General features: G+C 35.7%; 18 protein-coding genes and 1 riboswitch. Of the genes, 13 read left to right on the plus strand and 5 right to left on the minus strand.

Annotated elements, in window-relative coordinates; translation table 11 throughout:
• Positions 1–6: 6 nt before the first annotated feature.
• The 4 genes from HN014_RS10190 to metK all read right to left on the minus strand — a co-directional run bounded on the left by HN014_RS10190 (position 7) and on the right by metK (position 3,583).
• Positions 7–1,017: a hypothetical protein gene (locus HN014_RS10190; protein WP_176028776.1), complete on the minus strand. Its 1,011-nt coding sequence runs from the start codon at positions 1,015–1,017 to the stop codon at positions 7–9.
• Positions 996–1,442, minus strand: a complete 447-nt coding sequence (locus tag HN014_RS10195; protein ID WP_176028777.1) for a hypothetical protein — start codon at positions 1,440–1,442, stop codon at positions 996–998. Before HN014_RS10195 ends, HN014_RS10190 begins: the two co-directional genes overlap by 22 nt.
• A 191-nt stretch (positions 1,443–1,633) precedes the next feature.
• Positions 1,634–2,008 (minus strand): hypothetical protein, encoded by a 375-nt coding sequence (locus HN014_RS10200; RefSeq protein WP_176028778.1) that lies wholly within the window; start codon positions 2,006–2,008, stop codon positions 1,634–1,636.
• Positions 2,009–2,326: 318 nt separating this feature from the next.
• Entirely contained in the window at positions 2,327–3,583 is a 1,257-nt protein-coding gene (gene metK, locus HN014_RS10205; protein WP_176028779.1) for a methionine adenosyltransferase, read from the minus strand.
• 472 nt (positions 3,584–4,055) lie between these two features.
• Positions 4,056–4,168: riboswitch (SAM riboswitch) on the plus strand.
• Positions 4,169–4,389: 221 nt separating this feature from the next.
• On the opposite strand from metK, the gene HN014_RS10210 reads away from it, so the two are divergent.
• The 5 genes from HN014_RS10210 (at position 4,390) to HN014_RS10230 (ending at position 10,826) form a co-directional block, all read left to right on the plus strand.
• The gene (locus tag HN014_RS10210) at positions 4,390–5,676 is read left to right on the plus strand and encodes an O-acetylhomoserine aminocarboxypropyltransferase/cysteine synthase family protein (protein ID WP_176028780.1); all 1,287 of its coding nucleotides are present in this window, start codon (positions 4,390–4,392) and stop codon (positions 5,674–5,676) included.
• Between the two features lie 22 nt (positions 5,677–5,698).
• Entirely contained in the window at positions 5,699–6,658 is a 960-nt protein-coding gene (locus tag HN014_RS10215; RefSeq protein WP_176028781.1) for an alpha/beta fold hydrolase, read from the plus strand.
• Between the two features lie 82 nt (positions 6,659–6,740).
• A complete protein-coding gene (gene thrA / locus HN014_RS10220) occupies positions 6,741–9,155 on the plus strand; it encodes a bifunctional aspartate kinase/homoserine dehydrogenase I (RefSeq protein WP_176028782.1) in 2,415 nt (804 codons plus the stop codon).
• 70 nt (positions 9,156–9,225) lie between these two features.
• Positions 9,226–9,651, plus strand: a complete 426-nt coding sequence (locus HN014_RS10225) for an OsmC family protein (protein ID WP_176028783.1) — start codon at positions 9,226–9,228, stop codon at positions 9,649–9,651.
• Positions 9,648–10,826, plus strand: coding sequence for a PLP-dependent aspartate aminotransferase family protein (locus HN014_RS10230; protein ID WP_176028784.1), 1,179 nt, complete (start codon positions 9,648–9,650; stop codon positions 10,824–10,826). Before HN014_RS10225 ends, HN014_RS10230 begins: the two co-directional genes overlap by 4 nt.
• 80 nt (positions 10,827–10,906) lie before the next feature.
• On the opposite strand, the gene HN014_RS10235 is transcribed toward HN014_RS10230, so the two are convergent.
• Positions 10,907–11,437, minus strand: a complete 531-nt coding sequence (locus tag HN014_RS10235; protein ID WP_176028785.1) for a hypothetical protein — start codon at positions 11,435–11,437, stop codon at positions 10,907–10,909.
• Positions 11,438–11,723: 286 nt separating this feature from the next.
• Here HN014_RS10235 and HN014_RS10240 point away from each other — a divergent pair, with 286 nt between their 5' ends.
• The 8 genes from HN014_RS10240 (at position 11,724) to HN014_RS10275 (ending at position 19,886) form a co-directional block, all read left to right on the plus strand.
• Positions 11,724–11,975, plus strand: coding sequence for a DUF2061 domain-containing protein (locus tag HN014_RS10240; RefSeq protein ID WP_254884126.1), 252 nt, complete (start codon positions 11,724–11,726; stop codon positions 11,973–11,975).
• Between the two features lie 112 nt (positions 11,976–12,087).
• Positions 12,088–12,714: a phosphoadenosine phosphosulfate reductase family protein gene (locus HN014_RS10245; RefSeq protein WP_176028787.1), complete on the plus strand. Its 627-nt coding sequence runs from the start codon at positions 12,088–12,090 to the stop codon at positions 12,712–12,714.
• Between the two features lie 71 nt (positions 12,715–12,785).
• On the plus strand, positions 12,786–13,751 hold the full coding sequence (gene cysD, locus HN014_RS10250; protein WP_254884127.1) for a sulfate adenylyltransferase subunit CysD: 966 nt from the start codon (positions 12,786–12,788) through the stop codon (positions 13,749–13,751).
• Positions 13,752–13,887: 136 nt separating this feature from the next.
• Positions 13,888–15,135 (plus strand): sulfate adenylyltransferase subunit 1, encoded by a 1,248-nt coding sequence (locus HN014_RS10255; RefSeq protein WP_176028788.1) that lies wholly within the window; start codon positions 13,888–13,890, stop codon positions 15,133–15,135.
• 98 nt (positions 15,136–15,233) lie between these two features.
• Positions 15,234–17,324 carry a HEPN domain-containing protein gene (locus tag HN014_RS10260; protein WP_176028789.1) on the plus strand — a complete coding sequence of 697 codons (2,091 nt, stop codon included), beginning with the start codon at positions 15,234–15,236 and terminating at the stop codon, positions 17,322–17,324.
• Positions 17,325–17,448: 124 nt separating this feature from the next.
• Positions 17,449–18,228, plus strand: coding sequence for a uroporphyrinogen-III C-methyltransferase (gene cobA / locus HN014_RS10265; protein WP_176031080.1), 780 nt, complete (start codon positions 17,449–17,451; stop codon positions 18,226–18,228).
• Between the two features lie 18 nt (positions 18,229–18,246).
• A complete protein-coding gene (locus tag HN014_RS10270) occupies positions 18,247–18,834 on the plus strand; it encodes a bifunctional precorrin-2 dehydrogenase/sirohydrochlorin ferrochelatase (RefSeq protein ID WP_176028790.1) in 588 nt (195 codons plus the stop codon).
• Positions 18,831–19,886, plus strand: a complete 1,056-nt coding sequence (locus tag HN014_RS10275; RefSeq protein ID WP_176028791.1) for an NAD(P)/FAD-dependent oxidoreductase — start codon at positions 18,831–18,833, stop codon at positions 19,884–19,886. Before HN014_RS10270 ends, HN014_RS10275 begins: the two co-directional genes overlap by 4 nt.
• The last annotated feature ends 54 nt before the right edge of the window (positions 19,887–19,940 follow it).

Here is a 19,940-nt window from a genome sequence, read left to right on the forward strand (position 1 = left end):
AGAATGTTACTTTTTGGACTCACTTAGATTCCATTTTATTCCAGGTTTAAAAAGAACTTCTTCTTCTCCTGTAATGGCATTGACTTCTTTTTTTAAGGAGGCAAAAAGCGTAATGTTTGGAATCAGGTAAGCTTCTGCATAGGCTCCAAAATTAATGCTTTCGGTTTGTCCATTATGGTATATCTCAGAAGATATGATGAGCTTTTCTCCGTATTTTCTAAGAGCAATCCCTCCTATAACTCCATCTGAATTAGAAAGATTTCCATGTTGATATCGGTACATAAGCATGCTATTGATACTAATGCCGTTTTTTCCAAAATCATATTGCCCGCTGATCCAGGCTTGGTGGCGATAGGTGATGATACTATCAGTTTTGAAGGCGTTATTACGAGCTCTTCCGGCAACAGCATATCCGATGGAAAGGGCTCCTCCTTTTTGTTGTCTATAGGCTTTTTTAGTTTTCTCGTAAGCGATTTTGAGAGCATTGTTTTCTACAATAGTTCCAGGGTCGTGGTGATGAGGTCCCGGATCTTCTTTAGGAAGTAATTCCCTGTCGATACTCTCACCTAAAGCCTTATTGTATAAAATATCCTTACTATCCCAAAGTGTCATCCTGAGCCCTCCGGAGAATAGCATGTCGTCAGGGAAATCAGTAGCGTTAATTGTAGCAAGAGATAGTTGAAGATTTGCCAGAAAGCGACTCCAGTATTTTGTTCTGTATTCTTCTATATTTTGTAATCTTCCACCAAAGTTAAAATACGGGTTAAAATCAATAGCTAAGCCAGGACTAACATTATTACCACTGATAAAATTTGTAGCCAGTTGCGTAATGACTTCTTGTGCTGCTGTAGCCCGTAATACAGTTGTCGGATTAGCATCAAGTACAGCAAAAGCAGGACTCTCAGGGATGCTGTAATCCAGTTTATAACGAAATGCCTCGGTGTTGTTTTCTTGAGCGATCCCGATATATAACCACCCAAACAGAAAAAGATAGTTTATGAGTCTATTTGCTTCCATAGGTTTGTTGTGGGGTTTTGAGAATCGATAAGATGCTTGAAGATAATGTGATTTCCAAATTGAAGTTGCTTTCCATCTCCTACAAAGGGAACAATCCTGGAAGCCGTTTTTTTCCAGCGTTGTATTGTGTCCTGAATGATTCGGATGGTGAATTCTCCTCGCTCCAGATTTTTAATCATAGCACATGAGTTCACAGACCATGCGAGAGAGTTGTTCTCTAACTTATCCGGTTTTTGAGGGATAATGCATTCGTCGAATCCTTTATCCCCAGTAATCAAATTCCACTTTTCTTTTTTTATCCATTTTTCATCTTGTAGTTCCCATAGAACAAAAGAAGAGTTGGATCGAATTCCATTGTTTACAGTAAGTTGTATTTTTATAGGACCGCCTTTGGGATCAATAAGGCAATAATTAGATGCAGGCATATGGTTTGAAGAGGATTGTGTGATGTGTTAAACAAAGCGTGATTTCTTAATCGTAAAATTAGGGAATTAATTTATGACATAAGATGATTTCAATAGATGAATTGAGAATTTTAATGAATTCGAGAAAGGTATTAAAATAAAAAAACTTCCTGTCTAAGGAAGTTTTTTTATTATTTAGTGAGAAAATACTGTTACCACCCAGAAATACTGGATTCACCACTAAAAGATGGTATTGGGATAAAAACAGTGTCTATTTTTCGAGTAATATACGTTCCCATTTTTACAATCCGTTCTTTATTTTTAAGAATAATTTTTTTAGTTCGTTTCCATTCTTCGAGACTAAAAAAATCAGTACTGCTTCCTAAAGTTTCATTATATGATGCAGTCTCTGAGGATTTAAAAATAAGATTATTTTCTGTGTCACTATTCTTTTCTGTACTATAGGTACCTTCTTCAATCGTAAGATCAAGAGATTTTACGCATTGAGTAACATTTTTGTGATCCTGAGCATATGAAAATTGCCCGATCCATAATGCAATAATAATTAGAACAATTTTTACTTTCATTATTCTGGGGTTAATAGTTTTACAATTACGATTTACAATACTTACTATTTGTTTTTTAGTATAACCTAAAATTAGGAAATTTAGTATTATAGAACTCTTAAAAAATCTAAAAACAACAGTTAACGTTTGTTGTTTTGTTTTGTGTATTTTGTTGTTTTTTAAGTTTTTAAGGTTTTGATGTAGCTAAAATAAAGGATATTGTTTAAAATTCATTACGGCAAAACCACACACTTTGTCTAGGGTAAGAATAAAAAAACCTGAAACTACTTCAATAGTAGTTTCAGGTTCTGATTTGAATGTATTTTATAATGGGTTATTTTATAGATTAAAAGCCTTTTTTACGGCAGCTACATAATCTAGTTTTTCCCAGGTGAATAATTCTACTTCTTTTTCTATTTTTCCTGAGTATGGGCTTTCGAATACTTTGGTAATTTTTTGAGGTTGTTTTCCCATATGACCATAAGCAGCAGTTTCCTGATAAATAGGATTTCTTAACTTCAATCTTTCTTCGATGGCAGCAGGTCTCATATCAAAAATCTGAGAAACTTTTTCTGCAATCTCTCCATCAGTTAATCCGGTTTTGCTAGTGCCATAGGTATCTACAAATATAGATGTAGGTTCTACCACTCCAATTGCATATGAAACCTGAACTAAGGCTTCACTGGCAACTCCTGCGGCAACAAGGTTTTTCGCAATATGTCTGGAAGCATAAGCAGCTGAGCGATCTACTTTGCTAGGATCTTTTCCTGAGAAAGCACCTCCTCCATGAGCTCCTTTTCCTCCGTAAGTATCAACGATAATTTTTCTACCGGTAAGTCCGGTATCTCCATGAGGTCCTCCGATAACAAATTTACCAGTAGGGTTAATGTGGTAAACAATTTCTTCGTTGAATAACTGCTGTACGTATGCTGGTAATTGAGCAACAACTCTCGGAATAAGAATTGAAATAATATCTTGCTTTATTTTGTCTAGCATAACTTCGTCATTACTGTCGAAATCATCATGCTGTGTAGATACTACAATAGCAACAATTCTTTGTGGGACATTGTCATCACTGTATTCTATAGTTACCTGACTTTTTGAATCGGGACGGAGATAAGGAATCTCTTTACCTTCTCTTCTTAGGTTAGCTAGCTCTATTAATATTTTATGAGAAATATCCAGGGCCAATGGCATGTAATTTTCAGTTTCCTTAGTAGCATAACCAAACATCATCCCTTGGTCTCCAGCACCCTGCTCTTCTTTTGTTTCTCTGTCGACACCTTGGTTAATATCTTGAGATTGTTCGTGAATTAAAGAAATTACTCCGCAGGAGTCTCCGCTAAATTGATAAGCTCCTTTGGTGTAGCCAATTGCATTGATAACGTCACGAGCAATATGCTGTACGTCTAGGTATGTTTTAGATTTTACTTCTCCAGCCAGTACAACCTGCCCTGTTGTAACCAGTGTTTCACAGGCTACTTTAGACTCTGGATCAAAAGCTAAAAAATTATCTAATAGCGCATCACTAATTTGATCTGCTACTTTATCTGGGTGTCCTTCAGATACACTTTCTGAAGTGAATAAATATGCCATTCGTTTATCTGTTTAAAAAGGAATGTGATTAAGACCGTATTGCTTACCAGAGATAGAGATTTCAAAAAAAGATTTTTTGAAAGTACTGTTTTAGCATTTTCTCTGTTTCTATAACAGCGATACAGAAATGATATTTCGGTATCTCTAGGGTTGCAATCAGTCAAATTTATCCCTAATAATTTCGGCAAAGGTATAAAAAATGATCATACCAAAACCTGTTTGACGTTTCAATATTTTTCTTTTTTGAAAAATAAAGATTTTATTAAGAACTCTTTAAGGGAAACACACTTAGTAATGCAAGCTTAAAAGACAGTTGAAGAAATAAAAAAAACTAAAAAAATAAATGTAATCAGATGCGAATGAGCGTGTTTATGAAAGAGTATTTTTTGTTAAACTAAGTTTTTTTAGAGAAAAATATGGTAGTTTCAAAATAATTACTAATTTTGACCCCAAGTTTCTTATACATTTTAGTAAGTTATCAAGAAAGGCGGAGGGAATAGACCCGATGAAGCCTTAGCAACCCTTTATCCGTAAAGAAGGTGCTAAATTCTATCCACTGTATTTTATTGTTGGAATAGATAACTAAAATCAATTACTTTCTGTAATTGAAAAACCTTTCTTTTTAATTTTCTATGACAATACACTACTAACAAATATAGGGTGTGCTATGTATTGGGCTCTTAGCAAAAATTTGTTTTGTAAGATTAATGATTTCTGAAAAAAACAAATAATGCATTATTGACTTTGTGAAGAACAACGTCAGAATTGTAATAAGTTAAAGTCTAAAAAAATTGAATTAGAAAATCATGAGTACTAAAAAACTAGCAACAAATGCTTTGCATGCAGGACACGATGTGAAGAGTAACGGAGGAACCAGAGCTGTTCCTATTTATCAAACCTCTTCATATGTTTTTAATAATGCTGATCATGCAGCGAATCTGTTTAATCTTTCAGAGGCAGGGTTTATCTACACGAGATTAAATAACCCTACTAATGATATCTTAGAGCAGCGTTTAGCAACACTGGAAGGAGGAATTGGTGCTGTTGTTACTGCTTCTGGGACAGCGGCAATTAATACCACACTGTTAACTTTGTTGAAGTCTGGAGATCATATTGTCGCTTCAAGCAGTCTTTATGGAGGAACGTATAACCTCCTCAATGTCACATTACCGCGCTTAGGGATTACAACTACTTTTGTAGATGCTGCTAATCCAGAAAATTTTTCTTCGGCAATTCAGGAGAATACTAGGGCAATATTTGTAGAATCATTAGGGAATCCAAAACTGGATGTATTGGATTTGAAAAAGATTGCAGCGGTATCAAAATCGAATAATATCCCTTTTATAGTGGATAATACAGTTGCTTCTCCAGCCTTATTAAATCCAATTGCATATGGGGCGAATATCGTTATACATTCATTGACAAAATACATTAGTGGAAATGGAACCTCTTTAGGAGGAGTGGTGATTGATGCAGGGACATTTGATTGGGCAAACGGAAAGTTTCCGGAGTTTACAGAACCTTCCGCAGGGTATCATGGATTAGTATATCACGAAGCGTTGGGAGCTGCAGCATTTATAGCAAAAATCAGAATAGAAGGGTTGAGAGATTATGGGGCAGCCCTAAGTCCATTTAATGCTTTTCAGATTTTGCAAGGATTGGAAACGCTGGAAATCAGGATACAGAAACACAGTGAAAATGCATTGGCATTAGCACAATGGTTGCAAGAGCAAGATGAAGTAGAGTGGGTTCGATATCCGGGATTAAAAGAAGATGAATACTATGAGTTAGCAAATGAATATTTGCCCAAAGGACAAAGTGGAATTGTAACTTTTGGAGCAAAAGGAGGTTTTGAATCAGCGAAAAGAATAGCAGATGAAACCAGCATATTCTCTTTACTGGCGAATATAGGAGACTCCAAGTCTTTGATTATTCATCCGGCAAGTACAACTCACCAGCAATTAACAGAAGAACAGCAAAAATCTACTGGAGTAACGAGTGATTTGATTCGTCTTTCGGTTGGATTGGAAGATGTGGAGGATCTAAAAACAGATTTAAAAAACGCATTTGCTGTAATTAAAGAAACGGTTTAAAAAAAAGAATTAGAAAAGGATTATGCTGCAACGAATTCAGATCGATACCTTTAGAACATTACAAGGAGTTTGTTTTGAAAAACTATCACTCACCTACGAAGTATTTGGGCAGCCACTGGAGCGTGCGCCAGTGGTGCTAGTCAATCACGCTTTGACAGGGAACTCTTCAGTGTGTGGAGAAGATGGTTGGTGGAAAGGTCTTATAGGAAAAGGAAAGTGTATTGATACTGATAAGTATGCAATTTTATCGTTTAATATTCCTGGAAATGGATATCAGGAAGAAGAAAATAAAATAGAGGATTATAAGGCGTTTGTCGCCAGAGATGTTGCAGCCATTTTTCTTGAAGGATTACAACGGTTAGGAGTAGGTGAATTATACGCAGTTATAGGAGGGTCTGTAGGAGGAGGAATAGCATGGGAGTTAGCTGTATTGGCGCCAAAATTGATCAGACATCTTGTTCCGATTGCTTCAGATTGGAAATCGACAGATTGGCTAAAAGCAACTTGTCTGGTACAAGAGCAAATTCTATTGCATTCTAATAATCCTGTTCATGATGCGAGACTTCATGCGATGCTGGTATATAGAACCCCGGAATCTTTTTCTCAAAAATTCGAAAGAAGTTTTAATGAGGAAAAAGGAATGTATAATATAGAAAGCTGGTTGTTTCATCACGGAAAGAAACTCGAAAGTAGGTTCGGGTTGTCTTCTTATAAAGCCTTAAATCATATTCTGGCTAATATAGATATCACAAAAGACAGGGGGGCATTTGAGGAGGTGATAAAAGATGTAGAATGTGCGATTCATCAGATCAGTGTAGATTCTGATTTGTTTTTTACAGCAAAAGAAAACAAAGATACATTTGAGATTTTGAAAAAACACAATCCTAAACATACATATGGAGTTGTTAAATCAGTTCATGGTCATGATGCTTTTTTTATAGAGTATGATCAATTACATCAATTATTAAAACACGTGTTTTAGAGACGTGCTATTAAAATGAAATAAATAAGCAAGGATGCTCAGAAGGATGAGATCTTTGAGAATTAAAAAATAAAGACGGATAATGAAAGTTTTAAAATTTGGAGGAAAATCACTGGCAAATGGACAAGGAATCCAAACCGTAGTAGATATTATTGATCAGAAAGTAAAAAAAGGAGAACACATAACAGTGGTGCTTTCGGCAAGAGGGACTTCTACAGATGAATTGGAAGCAATTCTGGAGCAAGCTGTGAAAAATGAAAATTACCAAGAGGCGTTGGATGCGTTTAAGAAATATCAAATCGCAGATTTTGGAAATGTTAATTTTTTAGAAGAATTTGAAATTCTTGACAAGTTGTTTGAGGGAGTTTCACTGCTGGGAGATTATAGCAAAAGAATCAAAGATCAGGTGTTGTCTCAGGGAGAAGTGATTTCTGCTAAGCTGGTGACACATTTGCTAAAGGAAAGAGGTGTGAATGCTCATTTTACAGATAGTAGAGAATTGATCATTACAGATGGTCAATTTGGAGATGCACAACCGTTAGATACTTTATCTAAAGAAAATGTCGTGAAACATTTTGAAAAATATAATGGAACTACAGTGAATGTAGTGACAGGGTTTATCGCTTCGAATGCTAAAAATGAAACAACGACTTTAGGTAGAAATGGGAGTAATTATACAGCTTCGTTATTGGCGAATTATTTAAATGCTGAAGAATTACAGAACTTCACCCATGTTAATGGAATTTATACAGCAAACCCTGATCTCGTGCCAGATGCAAAGAAGATAGAAAGACTGTCTTTTACAGAAGCAAATGAGTTAGCATATTTTGGGGCAAATATTTTACATGCCAAAACGATTATTCCATTAATAGAGAAAAATATCCCTCTTCGGATATTGAATACATTTGATCATAATAATGAAGGAACTCTTATAACTTCAGAAGCTAGCGAAAAAGGTATTAAGTCATTATCTGTATTGGAGAATGTGTCTTTGATAAACCTGGAAGGAAGAGGGTTATTGGGGAAAGTGGGAGTTGATGCTAGAATTTTTAAAGCTTTGGCGTATAAAAATATAAGTGTAAGTATTATATCTCAGGGGTCGTCAGAGCGAGGAATTGGATTGGTGGTAAGTGCAGATGAAGCAAAACAGGCAAAGGCGACGCTAGAGCAAGAGTTTGAGTCTGATTTTTACAAAAGAGATGTGAGTAGTATTACAGTGGAGAAGGATGTATCTGTAATTTCGATAATAGGACAGGATTTAAGTACCTTTCACAAGCCGTATAATGCATTGATACGGAATCAGGTGGTGCCGCTTTTATTTAATAATACTGTTACAGGAAAGAATGTGAGTTTGGTGGTTAAAAAGAACCAGCTTCATAAAGCTTTAAATGTGATTCATGGTGAGATTTTTGAAATTTCTAAAAAAGTTAATATTGCCATCTTTGGTCATGGCTTAGTTGGAGGGACTTTGATTGATCAGATATTGACATCTGCAAAAGAGATAGAAAAGCGTAAGAAAATTCATCTGAATATATTTGCTGTAGCGAATTCGAGAAAAGTACTCTTGCAGAAAAATGGAGTTAAAAAAGAGTGGAGAGGAGATTTAGAGGAGCATGGAGTTGTATATGAAATCGAAGAAATTATAAAATATGCAGATGTACACCATTTAGAGAACTTAATAGCAATTGATAATACGGCAAGTAAAGAATTTACAGATCATTATATTACCTTAGTGAAGCATGGATTTGATTTGGTGTCTTCTAATAAGGTGGCGAATACGCTGAGTTTTGATTTTTATAAAGAGTTGAGAAAGACACTAGAAGAAAATCAAAAACAGTATCTGTATGAAACAAATGTGGGAGCAGGGTTACCTTTGATTGATACCATTAAACTGTTGCATTTATCAGGAGAGAACATTACCCGAATTAAAGGAGTGTTTTCGGGGTCATTAAGTTACTTGTTTAATACGTACTCAGTAGAAAACAGGAAGTTTAGTGAAGTGCTTCAGGAAGCAATAGATAAAGGGTTTACAGAACCAGATCCAAGAGAAGACCTGTGTGGGAATGATGTAGGGAGAAAACTATTGATACTTGCCAGGGAATTAGATTTGAGCAATGAGTTTGAAGATGTTCAGATAGATAATTTGATCCCGGAAAATTTGAGAGATGGTGACGCAGCTTCTTTTCTAGGAAGGTTGCAAGAGTTGGATCCGGTATATGAAAAAATAAAAGAAGATCAGAAAGAGAAACATGTATTGCGCTATATAGGAGATTTATCAGGAGATTTGTCACAGGAAAAGGGAGTTTTGGAGGTGAAGCTGGTTTCGGTTCCTGAGAGCAGTGCTTTGGGGCAGGTAAAAGGGTCTGATTCTATTTTTGAAATTTACACTGAATCTTATGGAGATCAGCCCGTAGTGATACAAGGAGCAGGAGCAGGAGCAGCAGTTACGGCAAGAGGGGTTTTTGGAGATATTCTCAGGTTGACAGAAAAAGGATAAGTTCAAAAAAAAGTACTGGAAGGAATACTGTGAATTAAAAAAAATAATTACTAAGAAATAAGTATGACCAATGAAAATACAATTAAAGAGAATTGATCAAGATTATCATTTCGAGTTAACAAACGAAAGAGGTCATGTGACTCATATTGATAATAAAACAGAAAACGGAGGGCATGATTTGGCACCAAGTCCTATGGAGTATGTGTTAATGGGAGTTGCGGGCTGTAGTGCGATTGATGTGATTTCAATATTGAAAAAACAAAGGCAGCAAATAACTGCCTATAGTGCAGAAGTTGATGGAAGAAGAGAAAAAATAGGGGGAGCTTCTCCGTTCAAAGAGATAAAAGTAACGGTTTATTTAGAAGGAGAAATAGACCCTGATAAAGCTAAGAGAGCAGCACAGTTGTCTTTTGATAAATATTGTTCTGTGTCCAAAACCTTAGAGCCTACTGCTGTAGTAGTGTATCAAGTGGTGTTAAATAATGAAGCCATATGAGTGAAACGTATAAGAATTTTGAAACACAATCAGTTCGTGTTCAAACAGAAAAGACGCAGTTTTTGGAGCATTCTGTTCCTTTGTATTTAACTTCAGGATTTGTATTTGAAGACTCAGAAGAAATGCGTGCTTCTTTTGCAGAAGAGAAAGAACGGAATTTGTATAGTCGATTTAGTAATCCGAATACGACAGAATTTGTAGATAAAATGTGTCACCTGGAAGGAGCCGAAGCTGGATATGCTTTTGCAACAGGAATGGCTGCCGTGTTTTCTACCTTTGCAGCATTGTTGAATAGTGGAGATCATATCGTCTCTGCTAGGTCTGTATTTGGATCTACCCATTCTTTGTTTACTAAGTACTTTCCTAAGTGGAATATCGAAACAAGTTATTTTTCGGTGAATGAAGTAGAAAAAGCAGAAGCGTTAATTAAACCGAATACAAAAATCCTATATGCCGAATCTCCAACGAACCCTGGGGTTGATGTCTTGGATCTGGAATTGTTAAGTTCGATAGCAAAGAAACATGGATTATTGCTTATAGTTGATAATTGTTTTGCAACCCCTTATTTGCAAAACCCGATTAAACTGGGAGCAGATTTAGTGATCCATTCGGCAACAAAATTGATTGATGGACAAGGAAGGGTTCTTGGAGGTGTAACTGTCGGAAAGAAAGAGTTGATAAGGGAAATTTACTTGTTTTCCAGAAATACAGGTCCTTCGTTATCTCCGTTTAATGCGTGGGTGTTATCTAAGAGTTTGGAGACATTGGCAGTTCGAGTAGATAGGCACTGTGAGAATGCGTTGAAATTAGCAGAATACCTGGAAAAACACCCGAAAGTCAATTGGGTGAAATATCCATTTCTGGTATCTCATCCTCAATACGAAGTAGCAAAAAAGCAAATGAAATTAGGAGGGAATATTGTAGCATTTGAGGTAAAAGGAGGAGTAGAAGGGGGACGAACATTTTTTGATAATATAAAGATGTGCTCCTTGTCGGCTAACCTTGGGGATACTAGAACGATAGTAACACATCCGGCCTCAACTACCCATAGTAAATTAGCTGTGGAAGATAAGTTGGCAGTTGGAATAACAGATGGAATGGTGAGGTGTTCTGTAGGGCTAGAAGCTGTGGAAGATGTAATCAAAGATATAGAACAAGCGTTGGGATCGCTGTAATCCAGGCGATTTAACAATAATAAAAAAAGACCTTAAAAATAGTATTTAAGGTCTTTTTTTGTAAAAAAAACTACTAGGGTTTATTTTTTGGTAAACGTATAATTAGCAGTTCCTGAAGCTTCTGTTGTTACACCAGCATTGTTTACGGTGTCCTTATAGTCTATCGTAAAGCTTAATTTGGTGGAAGTTAATTCAGTAATGGTTGTTGATTGTTTTTCATGAGAATTCGGGTCTTCTACTATTAATTTATTTCCTTGGATTTCCCATAAGCCAACAAGATCAAAATTGACTCCGGTAACATCTGTCGTAGAAGTTTGTCCTTCAACAGTAGTAGTGGTTACAGCAGTGTATTTCCCGGTGCTGGCAGCTATTTTAGGAATCTTAGTGAAGATAACCTCTGTACTAAAATCTTTTCCTTCTGATGTGAAATCAGTAGTCAAAGTAGCTCCCTGAGCGGTGGTAATACTTTTTCCATTTGTAACACTAAAGGCGGTTAATCGCCATTTCCCGGTAAGTAAAGACTCGTTGTCTGTAGCATTGTCATCATCACTTGAACATGAAGTGAATGCTAGAAAAGGAATAATTAATAAAAAAAAGATCGTCTTTTTCATAATTAAAATTGATTTGTAGATTTTAAAAGTTATGCTAAAATATGCTATTAAACGGAAGAACAGAATAAATGGATATTAATAATTAGTTAAAAAAAACTGAGGTAAAACCCGAAATATTAGGTATTTATGGAGGTGTGTTGAGCTTTGTTTATAATGATTCTAATTTTACTGGGAATATGATAAAAATTGATAAAGAATGTGTTCTGTGTCAAATTAATGTATATATTTGCTGAATAATCTACTAATCCGATAGGGTAATAGAATTTTAAAAATGTTAGCAAGTCAAATGATATTAGATAAAGTAGCTGGAAGGAAAACATCGTATGAGTCAGATAAGGTTTCAGAGAAGCCAATACGAAGCATCGCTAAGGCAGTTAGCTGGCGAGTTGTAGGGACATTAGATACCTTGATTGTATCTTATCTTCTAACAGGAGAAATGATGTTGGCTACTTCTATAGCATCGATTGATTTTGTAACAAAAATGATTCTTTATTTCTTTCATGAAAGAATATGGAATCGTATAAAATGGGGAAAATAATTAAGTGTATCCCGAAAATGTCACATCTCAGAAAGTCTTTAGCATATTGAGAATAATCTGGGTCATAAGAGAAGAATAGTTTGTTAAGAGTGGAAAAAATTTGCTGTGTACTATGAAATTTACAGAAAAAGAAATTGAAGAATTAAATAAAGAGCTTAAGGATAAGACGCCTCAGGAAGTTGTTTCCTGGGCTTTGTCAAGGGCAAAAAAACCTGTTGTAACCACAAATTTTAGACCTTATGAAGCAGCCATTCTTAATGTGTGTGTACAGGAGAAAAAAGACATTCCGGTTATATGGTGTGACTCGGGGTATAATACACCAAATACATATAGACATGCAGAAAAAGTAATAGAGTTACTGCAGTTAAATGTACAGTTGTATGTGCCTAGACAGACGGCATCTCATAGAGATGTAGTAATGGGGATTCCCGATGTGGAAGATCCGATGCATAAGGTATTTACAGAACAAGTAAAGTTAGAGCCCTTTAGAAGAGCAATGGCAGATTTTACTCCAGATGTATGGTTTACGAATTTGAGAAAAGGACAGACAGCACTCAGAGATTCGCTAGATATTCTGAGTTTAGGGAAAGACGGAGTCTTAAAAGTAAGCCCCTTTTATTACTATGATGATGAGAAGCTTGACGGATATTTATTAGACAATAAATTGCCGAATGAATTTAAGTATTTTGACCCTACAAAAGTAATAAGTAATAGAGAGTGCGGATTGCATACATTATAAGGGGAATTAGAAATAGATAAAAGATATTTTTAGAGTGATAAAAGCTCATTATAAAAACAAGAAATAAATAAATGGAAATAGTAGAAAAGAAAGACGAATACGGAGGAGAAATTTCTGGTTTAGGAACTCAGGAAGGAGTAACAACTCTTAGTGTTAATCCTTTAGAGAGTGAAGCTATATACATATTCAGAGAAGTGGTGGCACAATTTGAAAAACCAGTACTACTATTCTCAGGGGGGAAAGATTCTATAACTCTAGTAAGATTAGCGCAGAAGGCATTTTACCCTGGAAAAATACCGTTCCCTTTATTGCATATAGATACAGGGCATAACTTTCCTGAGACAATTGAATTTAGAGATCGTTTGGTGAAAGAATTGGGAGTAGAGTTAATTGTTCGTAATGTTCAGGACTCTATCGATCAGGGAAAAGTAGTAGAAGAAAAAGGGCGATATGCTAGTAGAAATAGTCTTCAGACTACAACATTATTAGATGCGTTGGAAGAATTTAAGTTTGATGCAGCCATAGGAGGAGCAAGAAGAGATGAAGAGAAGGCAAGAGCAAAAGAACGTATTTTTTCTGTGAGAGATGATTTCGGACAGTGGGATGAAAAGAACCAAAGACCAGAATTGTTTGACCATTTAAATGGGAAAATAGATTTAGGACAGAATGTTCGAGTATTTCCGATCAGTAACTGGACAGAGTTGGATGTTTGGAGTTATATAGAAAAAGAAGAAATAGAAATCCCATCTATTTATTTTGCCCATAAAAGAAAAACATTTATCAGAGATGGTATGATTTGGTCAGCAGAAGATGATGTGGTGTATAGAGACGAACACGAAGAAGTAGAAGAAAGAATGGTTCGATTCAGAACAGTAGGAGATATGTCCTGTACAGCAGCGGTGCTTTCAGATGCGATAACGATTGATAAAGTAGTAGCAGAAATCAGGGATTCGGAAATATCAGAAAGAGGAGCGAGAATCGATGATAAGAGATCTGAAGCAGCGATGGAAAAAAGAAAACAACAAGGATATTTTTAAGAGATATAAAAATAAACGTTGAAAATATAATGTTAGGACTTGCTTATAAAAGAAGGTCGATAGAATAAAAAGAATAGTGTCGAAAAGGTTGGTTTGTTAATGTAGAAAAAAAACAATCAACCATCAATCTAAAAAGATGGAAGTATTAAAAATAGCAACAGCAGGGAGCGTAGATGACGGAAAAAGTACGTTAATTGGTCGTATTTTATATGATACAAAATCCCTGACTACAGATAAATTAGAAGCTATTGAGGCAAAAAGTAAAGCAAATGGATTTGACTATTTGGATTTTTCTTTAGCAACAGATGGATTAGTAGCAGAGAGAGAACAGGGAATAACGATTGATGTAGCGCATATTTATTTTTCTACAAAACGAAAAAGTTACATCATTGCAGATACTCCAGGACATATAGAGTATACAAGAAATATGGTGACAGGAGCTTCTACTTCTCAGGCTTCTATCGTTTTGGTAGATGCTAGAAAAGGAGTAGTGGAGCAAACATACAGACATTTCTTTATCAATAATTTATTGAGAGTAAAGGATGTAGTAGTGGCTGTGAATAAGATGGATTTAGTAGATTTTTCTCAGGAGAAATACGAAGCTATAAAAGCAGATTTTGAGAAACTGATTCAAAAAAGTGATTATAAAGAACAGAATGTAACATTTATTCCTGTAAGTGCTTTAAAAGGAGACAATGTAGTGACGCCATCAGAAAATACCCCTTGGTATAAAGGGCAGACACTATTAGAGCATTTAGAAGAATTAGATGCACAGGATTTATTTGAAAAATCACAATTGAGATTTCCTGTTCAGACGGTAATTCGTCCTAAGCAGGCAGAATTCCATGATTTTAGAGGATATGCAGGGAAATTGTATGGCGGTGACCTGGCAGTAGGTGATGAAATTACTGTATTGCCTTCATTGACAACTTCAAAAATAAAAGAAATTTACTTCTTTGATAAAAAGTTTGAAAAAGCAGGAAGAGGAAGTTCTTGTACAATCACCTTAGAAGATGATGTTAATATCAGTAGAGGAGATATGATTGTAAAAATATCCGAAAAACCAAAAGTAGAGAAACAACTTTCAGCAACATTATGCTGGATGGATAGTAAAAAACTGAACCCCGGAACTAATTATTTCTTACAAAGTGGAAGTAATAGAATCTTAGCAAAAGTTAAAAGCATTCAAGGAACTATTGCAACGGATTTTTCTGGAGAAGACGCTTCTAAAAATGAACTTCAATTAAACGAAATTGGAAAAGTTCAGATTCAATTAAGCAAGCCTTTGGCCTTTGATTCTTATACAAAAAATAAAGCATCTGGTTCATTTATCCTGATCGATTCTCAGACAAATAATACCTCTGCGGTAGGATTTGTAGAGTAGTTGATATCGAGTAGAATAGCACGTTTTTAAAAGCGATACAAAAAGTACACAAAAGTCATAACTATGCCCATTTTTGAAGGGTGTAAATATCAAAAAAAATGCAAAGTTTTAGAACCGAAATAGAAAACCCGATTGTAGAAAAAGATATCATTGAATTAGCCAATAAAATTCAATTATTCAAAGAAGGGAAAGTAGATGAGGAGAAGTTTCGTAGTCTTCGATTAGCACGAGGAGTATACGGACAGCGACAAGAGGGCGTGCAGATGATTCGCATCAAATTGCCTTATGGGAAGATGCTGAGTAATCAGTTACGACGTATCTGTGAGGTGTCAGATGAGTATTCCAGAGGGCGATTGCATATTACCACACGTCAGGATATTCAGATTCACTATGTAGATTTAAATAGAACTCCGGAACTTTGGGCAGAATTAGAAAAAGATGATGTAACCCTTAGGGAAGCCTGTGGAAATACGGTAAGAAACGTTACGGCATCAGAAACAGCAGGAGTTGATCCAAAAGAAGCCTTTGATGTTTCTCCATATGCAGATGCAATATTTCGTTTCTTCTTGAGGAATCCGGTTTGTCAGGAGATGGGAAGAAAATTTAAAGTTTCTTTTTCAGGATCAGATGAGGATACAGGACTTTCTTATATGCATGATTTAGGTTTTATCGCCAAGGTAAAAGACGGTGTTCGAGGTTTTAAAGTAATGTTAGCAGGAGGGTTGGGATCTCAGCCTAGACATGCAGATGTATTGTATGACTTTTTGGAAGCAGATAAAATTATTCCTTTGATGGAAGGAGTGTTGAGAATTTTTGATCGCCATGGAGAACGAAAAAGTAGAGCAAAAGCAAGATTGAAGTTTTTGGTAAAAGGAATAGGTCTGGAAGCGTTTAAGGAACTTTTAGAAGCAGAGCAAAAAGCAGTTTCTGTCGCGTCTGTTCCAATTGATTATGAAGCCTATCCGATTTCGGTTCCTGCAACGGTAGAAACACCTGAAGTCACTATAGAAGATAGTGAAGCATTTGAGTTGTGGAAATCAACGAATGTAATGGCTCAAAAACAAGAAGGGTATGTTGCAATCGGAATAAAAGTACTCTTAGGAGATTTTTATACAGACAAGGCAAGGTTACTTGCTGATCTGGTAGAGAAATATGGAGCTGGAGAATTGAGATTGTCGCTCCGTCAGAATATTTTGATTCCTTATGTTCGGGAAGATTTAGTACCTTTCTTTTATAATGAATTAAAAAAACTGGGCTTTGTAGCTCCAGGATATAATAAAGCGATTGATATTACTGCTTGTCCGGGAACAGATACATGTAATTTAGGGATTGCCAGTAGTACAGGGATTGCTAGAGAATTAGAGCGAGTAATCAAAGCAGAGTATCCACAATATCTAGAAAATCAGGATTTAGTGATTAAGATCAGTGGATGTATGAACGGATGTGGACAGCACAATATGGCTAATATCGGTTTTCAGGGGATGTCTATCCGAACTAAAGATAAACTGGTAGCTCCCGCTTTGCAAGTCCTGTTAGGAGGAGCAAATAGAGGAGATGGAAATGCTCGCTTCGCAGATAAAGTGGTGAAAATCCCTAGTAAAAGAGGACCGGAAGCATTACGTCGTATATTAAATGATTACGAATCCAATGCCAAAGACACTCCTTTTGTAGAGTATTATGAGGAAAAAGGAGAAAAATATTTTTATGAGTTGCTGACAGATTTATCAGAAATAGATAACCTTACTCAAGAAGATTTTATTGACTGGGGGAATGAAGAAAAATATGTCAAAGCGATTGGAGTAGGAGAGTGTGCCGGAGTTGTTATTGATTTGATCGCTACGCTATTTCTGGAAAGCGAAGAGAAGATAGAAAATGCAAAAGTATCTTTTGAAAATGAAATCTACTCTGATGCAGTGTATCATGCGTATAGCTCCTTAGTCAATACAGCAAAAGCATTGTTGTTGGCAGCGAAGAAGAAAACAAATAGCCATGCCAAAGTGATCAGTCAGTTTGATGATGAATTTGTTACTACTGGGAAAATTAAGGTAGAAGAAGCATCTTTTGCCGAATTGGTGTATAAGTTGCAAAAAAATGCACCGACTCAGGATTTTGCAGTAGATTATATAAAAAGTGCAGAAAAGTTTTTGAAGCAAGTACAAGAATTCAGAGAAGCAGAAGTTGCTTCATGAAGCTGTAAAAAAAAACTAAAAACAAAAGAAGGAGGGAACAGTGAAAAGGAATGTTGAATGTATAAAAGATAGAAAAACTATTTTTTCTGATGATATCGGAGATAAGGAGCGTGGAAGAAAAGTGATTTCTCCTTCAAGAAACACAAGTCCGAAATTAACTGTAGTAGGAGCAGGTCCTGGAGATGCAGATTTGATAACACTTAAGGCGATTAAAGCGTTGGTGTCGGCAGATGTAGTGTTATATGACTCATTGATAAATGAAGAATTACTGGAATATGCTTCTGATGCCGAAAAGATTTTTGTAGGAAAAAGAAAAGGCTGCTATGCATATCATCAAGATCAGATCAATGAATTAATTGTCAGTAGAGCAAAAGAAAAAGGACATGTAGTACGCTTAAAAGGAGGAGATCCGTTTATTTTTGGAAGAGGAGCAGAAGAAATCGACTATGTAAAACAGTTTGGTTTACAGACAGAAATGATCCCAGGAATATCGTCCTCATTAGCAGTGCCAGCTTATCAGGGAATCCCTTTGACTAGAAGAGGAGTTTCAGAAAGTTTTTGGGTAATAACAGGTACAACAAAGGCTCATAAATTATCAGAAGATGTTTATCTGGCGGCAAAGTCTAATGCGACGATTGTAATTTTGATGGGCATGGGTAAGTTGAATGAAATAGTTAGTATCTTTGCAGACGAAAATAGAGAAAGTACGCCTGTTGCGATCATTCAGAATGGAACAACTAAAGACGAAAAATTCGGTTTTGGAACCATTGATTCTATTCAAAAGGTCGTAGCTGAAAAAGGATTATCATCACCAGCAATTATTGTTATAGGAGAGGTGGTGAATAACAGAGTTGAGTTAGAGTCTATTTACCAAAGAGTAAATGAAGAAGTTGCGTCAGAATAAGTAATACCTGAGATCGTAATGGAAAGAAATAACTTATATCCTGTTTTTTTGAAACTAAAAAACCTTAAAGTACTGATTGTAGGAGGAGGAAATGTAGCAGAAGAAAAGCTTACTTTTTTGTTAAAATCAAGTCCTGATGCAAATATTACAATTGTAGCACCGGAATTTGGTCAGGGAACAAAGAAACTAGCAAGTGATTTTGGAGTGAAAATGATCACAAAAAAATATAAAAAAAAGTTTCTGAAAGGTAAGCATATAGCAATTGCAACCACAGATGTGCCAGCGGTGAATATAAAAGTATTCGAGGATTGTCAAAAAAAGAATATTCTTGTTAATGTAGCCGATAACCCACCTTATTGTGATTTTTATATGGGGGGAGTTGTGACAAAAGGGAATGTGAAAATAGCAATTTCTACAAACGGAAAATCTCCGACTACAGCAAAGAGACTACGTCAGTTTTTTGAAGAAGTAATTCCAGAAAATATTGATGATCTAGTAAAGAATTTAAACGAGTATAGAAAAACTATAAAAGGTGATTTTGGAGAAAAAGTGGAACGATTGAACGAATTCACCAAAGAATTAATAGCTAAAAAAGTTGAGAAATGATTAAGACAGATATTTTAATTATTGGAGCAGGTCCAACAGGATTGTTTACAGTATTTGAAGCAGGATTGTTGAAGTTGAAATGTCATCTTATAGATGCATTGCCACAACCTGGAGGACAATGTGCAGAGATTTATCCTAAAAAACCTATTTATGATATACCAGGATTTCCTGAAGTATTGGCAGGAGACCTAGTAGATAACCTAATGGAGCAGATTAAATCATTCGAACCTGGATTTACGTTAGGAGAAAGAGCAGATACAATAGAAAAACAAGAGGATGGAACGTTTATTGTTACCACAAATAGGGGAACAAAACACCATGCGCCAGTAGTAGCTATTGCAGGAGGTTTAGGATCTTTTGAACCAAGGAAACCACCAATTGCTAATATTGCAGATTTTGAAGATAAAGGAGTCGCTTACATCATTAGAGATCCTGAAGTATACAGAGATCAGCGTGTAGTTATAGCAGGAGGAGGAGATTCTGCATTAGACTGGACAATCTTCCTGGCAGATGTAGCAAGTGAAGTAACTCTGGTTCATAGAAGAAACGAATTTAGAGGAGCCTTAGATTCTGTAGAAAAGGTTGCGGAATTAAAGAAGTTAGGCAAGGTAAACTTAATTACCGAAGCAGAAGTAGTAGGACTTCACGGAGAAGAACATATTACTGGAGTTACGGTAAAGCACAAAACAGAAGGAGAGTTTGTGAAAGATACAGACCACTTTATTCCGTTATTCGGACTATCTCCTAAATTAGGACCAATAGCGAATTGGGGATTAGAGATAGAGAAAAATGCAATCAAAGTGGATAATACATTAGATTATCAAACGAATATCCCAGGAATTTATGCTATCGGAGATGTGAATACATACCCAGGAAAGCTAAAATTGATTCTGTGTGGATTCCATGAAGCAACTCTAATGTGTCAAAGTGCTTACCAGAGAATTCACCCAGACAAAAAATATGTGATGAAGTATACGACAGTAAGTGGTATTGATGGATTCGATGGGAGTAGAAAAGAAGCTAAAAAAGCAGTTGTAAAATCAATAACGTAAAAAGAATAATAGAAACAATAGTTTCTATATTTTGACCAAACTAATTATTAATTC

This window comes from Aquimarina sp. TRL1 (genome assembly GCF_013365535.1).
Taxonomy (GTDB): Bacteria; Bacteroidota; Bacteroidia; order Flavobacteriales; family Flavobacteriaceae; genus Aquimarina; species Aquimarina hainanensis.

What these genes read in the sequence shown, in the direction of transcription:
- HN014_RS10190 (WP_176028776.1), bottom strand. Translation starts at nt 1,017, where the DNA reads ATGGAAGCAAATAGACTCATAAACTATCTTTTTCTGTTTGGGTGGTTA.
- HN014_RS10195 (WP_176028777.1), bottom strand. Translation starts at nt 1,442, where the DNA reads ATGCCTGCATCTAATTATTGCCTTATTGATCCCAAAGGCGGTCCTATA.
- HN014_RS10200 (WP_176028778.1), bottom strand. Translation starts at nt 2,008, where the DNA reads ATGAAAGTAAAAATTGTTCTAATTATTATTGCATTATGGATCGGGCAA.
- metK (WP_176028779.1), bottom strand. Translation starts at nt 3,583, where the DNA reads ATGGCATATTTATTCACTTCAGAAAGTGTATCTGAAGGACACCCAGAT.
- HN014_RS10210 (WP_176028780.1), top strand. Translation starts at nt 4,390, where the DNA reads ATGAGTACTAAAAAACTAGCAACAAATGCTTTGCATGCAGGACACGAT.
- HN014_RS10215 (WP_176028781.1), top strand. Translation starts at nt 5,699, where the DNA reads ATGCTGCAACGAATTCAGATCGATACCTTTAGAACATTACAAGGAGTT.
- thrA (WP_176028782.1), top strand. Translation starts at nt 6,741, where the DNA reads ATGAAAGTTTTAAAATTTGGAGGAAAATCACTGGCAAATGGACAAGGA.
- HN014_RS10225 (WP_176028783.1), top strand. Translation starts at nt 9,226, where the DNA reads ATGAAAATACAATTAAAGAGAATTGATCAAGATTATCATTTCGAGTTA.
- HN014_RS10230 (WP_176028784.1), top strand. Translation starts at nt 9,648, where the DNA reads ATGAGTGAAACGTATAAGAATTTTGAAACACAATCAGTTCGTGTTCAA.
- HN014_RS10235 (WP_176028785.1), bottom strand. Translation starts at nt 11,437, where the DNA reads ATGAAAAAGACGATCTTTTTTTTATTAATTATTCCTTTTCTAGCATTC.
- HN014_RS10240 (WP_254884126.1), top strand. Translation starts at nt 11,724, where the DNA reads ATGATATTAGATAAAGTAGCTGGAAGGAAAACATCGTATGAGTCAGAT.
- HN014_RS10245 (WP_176028787.1), top strand. Translation starts at nt 12,088, where the DNA reads ATGAAATTTACAGAAAAAGAAATTGAAGAATTAAATAAAGAGCTTAAG.
- cysD (WP_254884127.1), top strand. Translation starts at nt 12,786, where the DNA reads ATGGAAATAGTAGAAAAGAAAGACGAATACGGAGGAGAAATTTCTGGT.
- HN014_RS10255 (WP_176028788.1), top strand. Translation starts at nt 13,888, where the DNA reads ATGGAAGTATTAAAAATAGCAACAGCAGGGAGCGTAGATGACGGAAAA.
- HN014_RS10260 (WP_176028789.1), top strand. Translation starts at nt 15,234, where the DNA reads ATGCAAAGTTTTAGAACCGAAATAGAAAACCCGATTGTAGAAAAAGAT.
- HN014_RS10270 (WP_176028790.1), top strand. Translation starts at nt 18,247, where the DNA reads ATGGAAAGAAATAACTTATATCCTGTTTTTTTGAAACTAAAAAACCTT.
- HN014_RS10275 (WP_176028791.1), top strand. Translation starts at nt 18,831, where the DNA reads ATGATTAAGACAGATATTTTAATTATTGGAGCAGGTCCAACAGGATTG.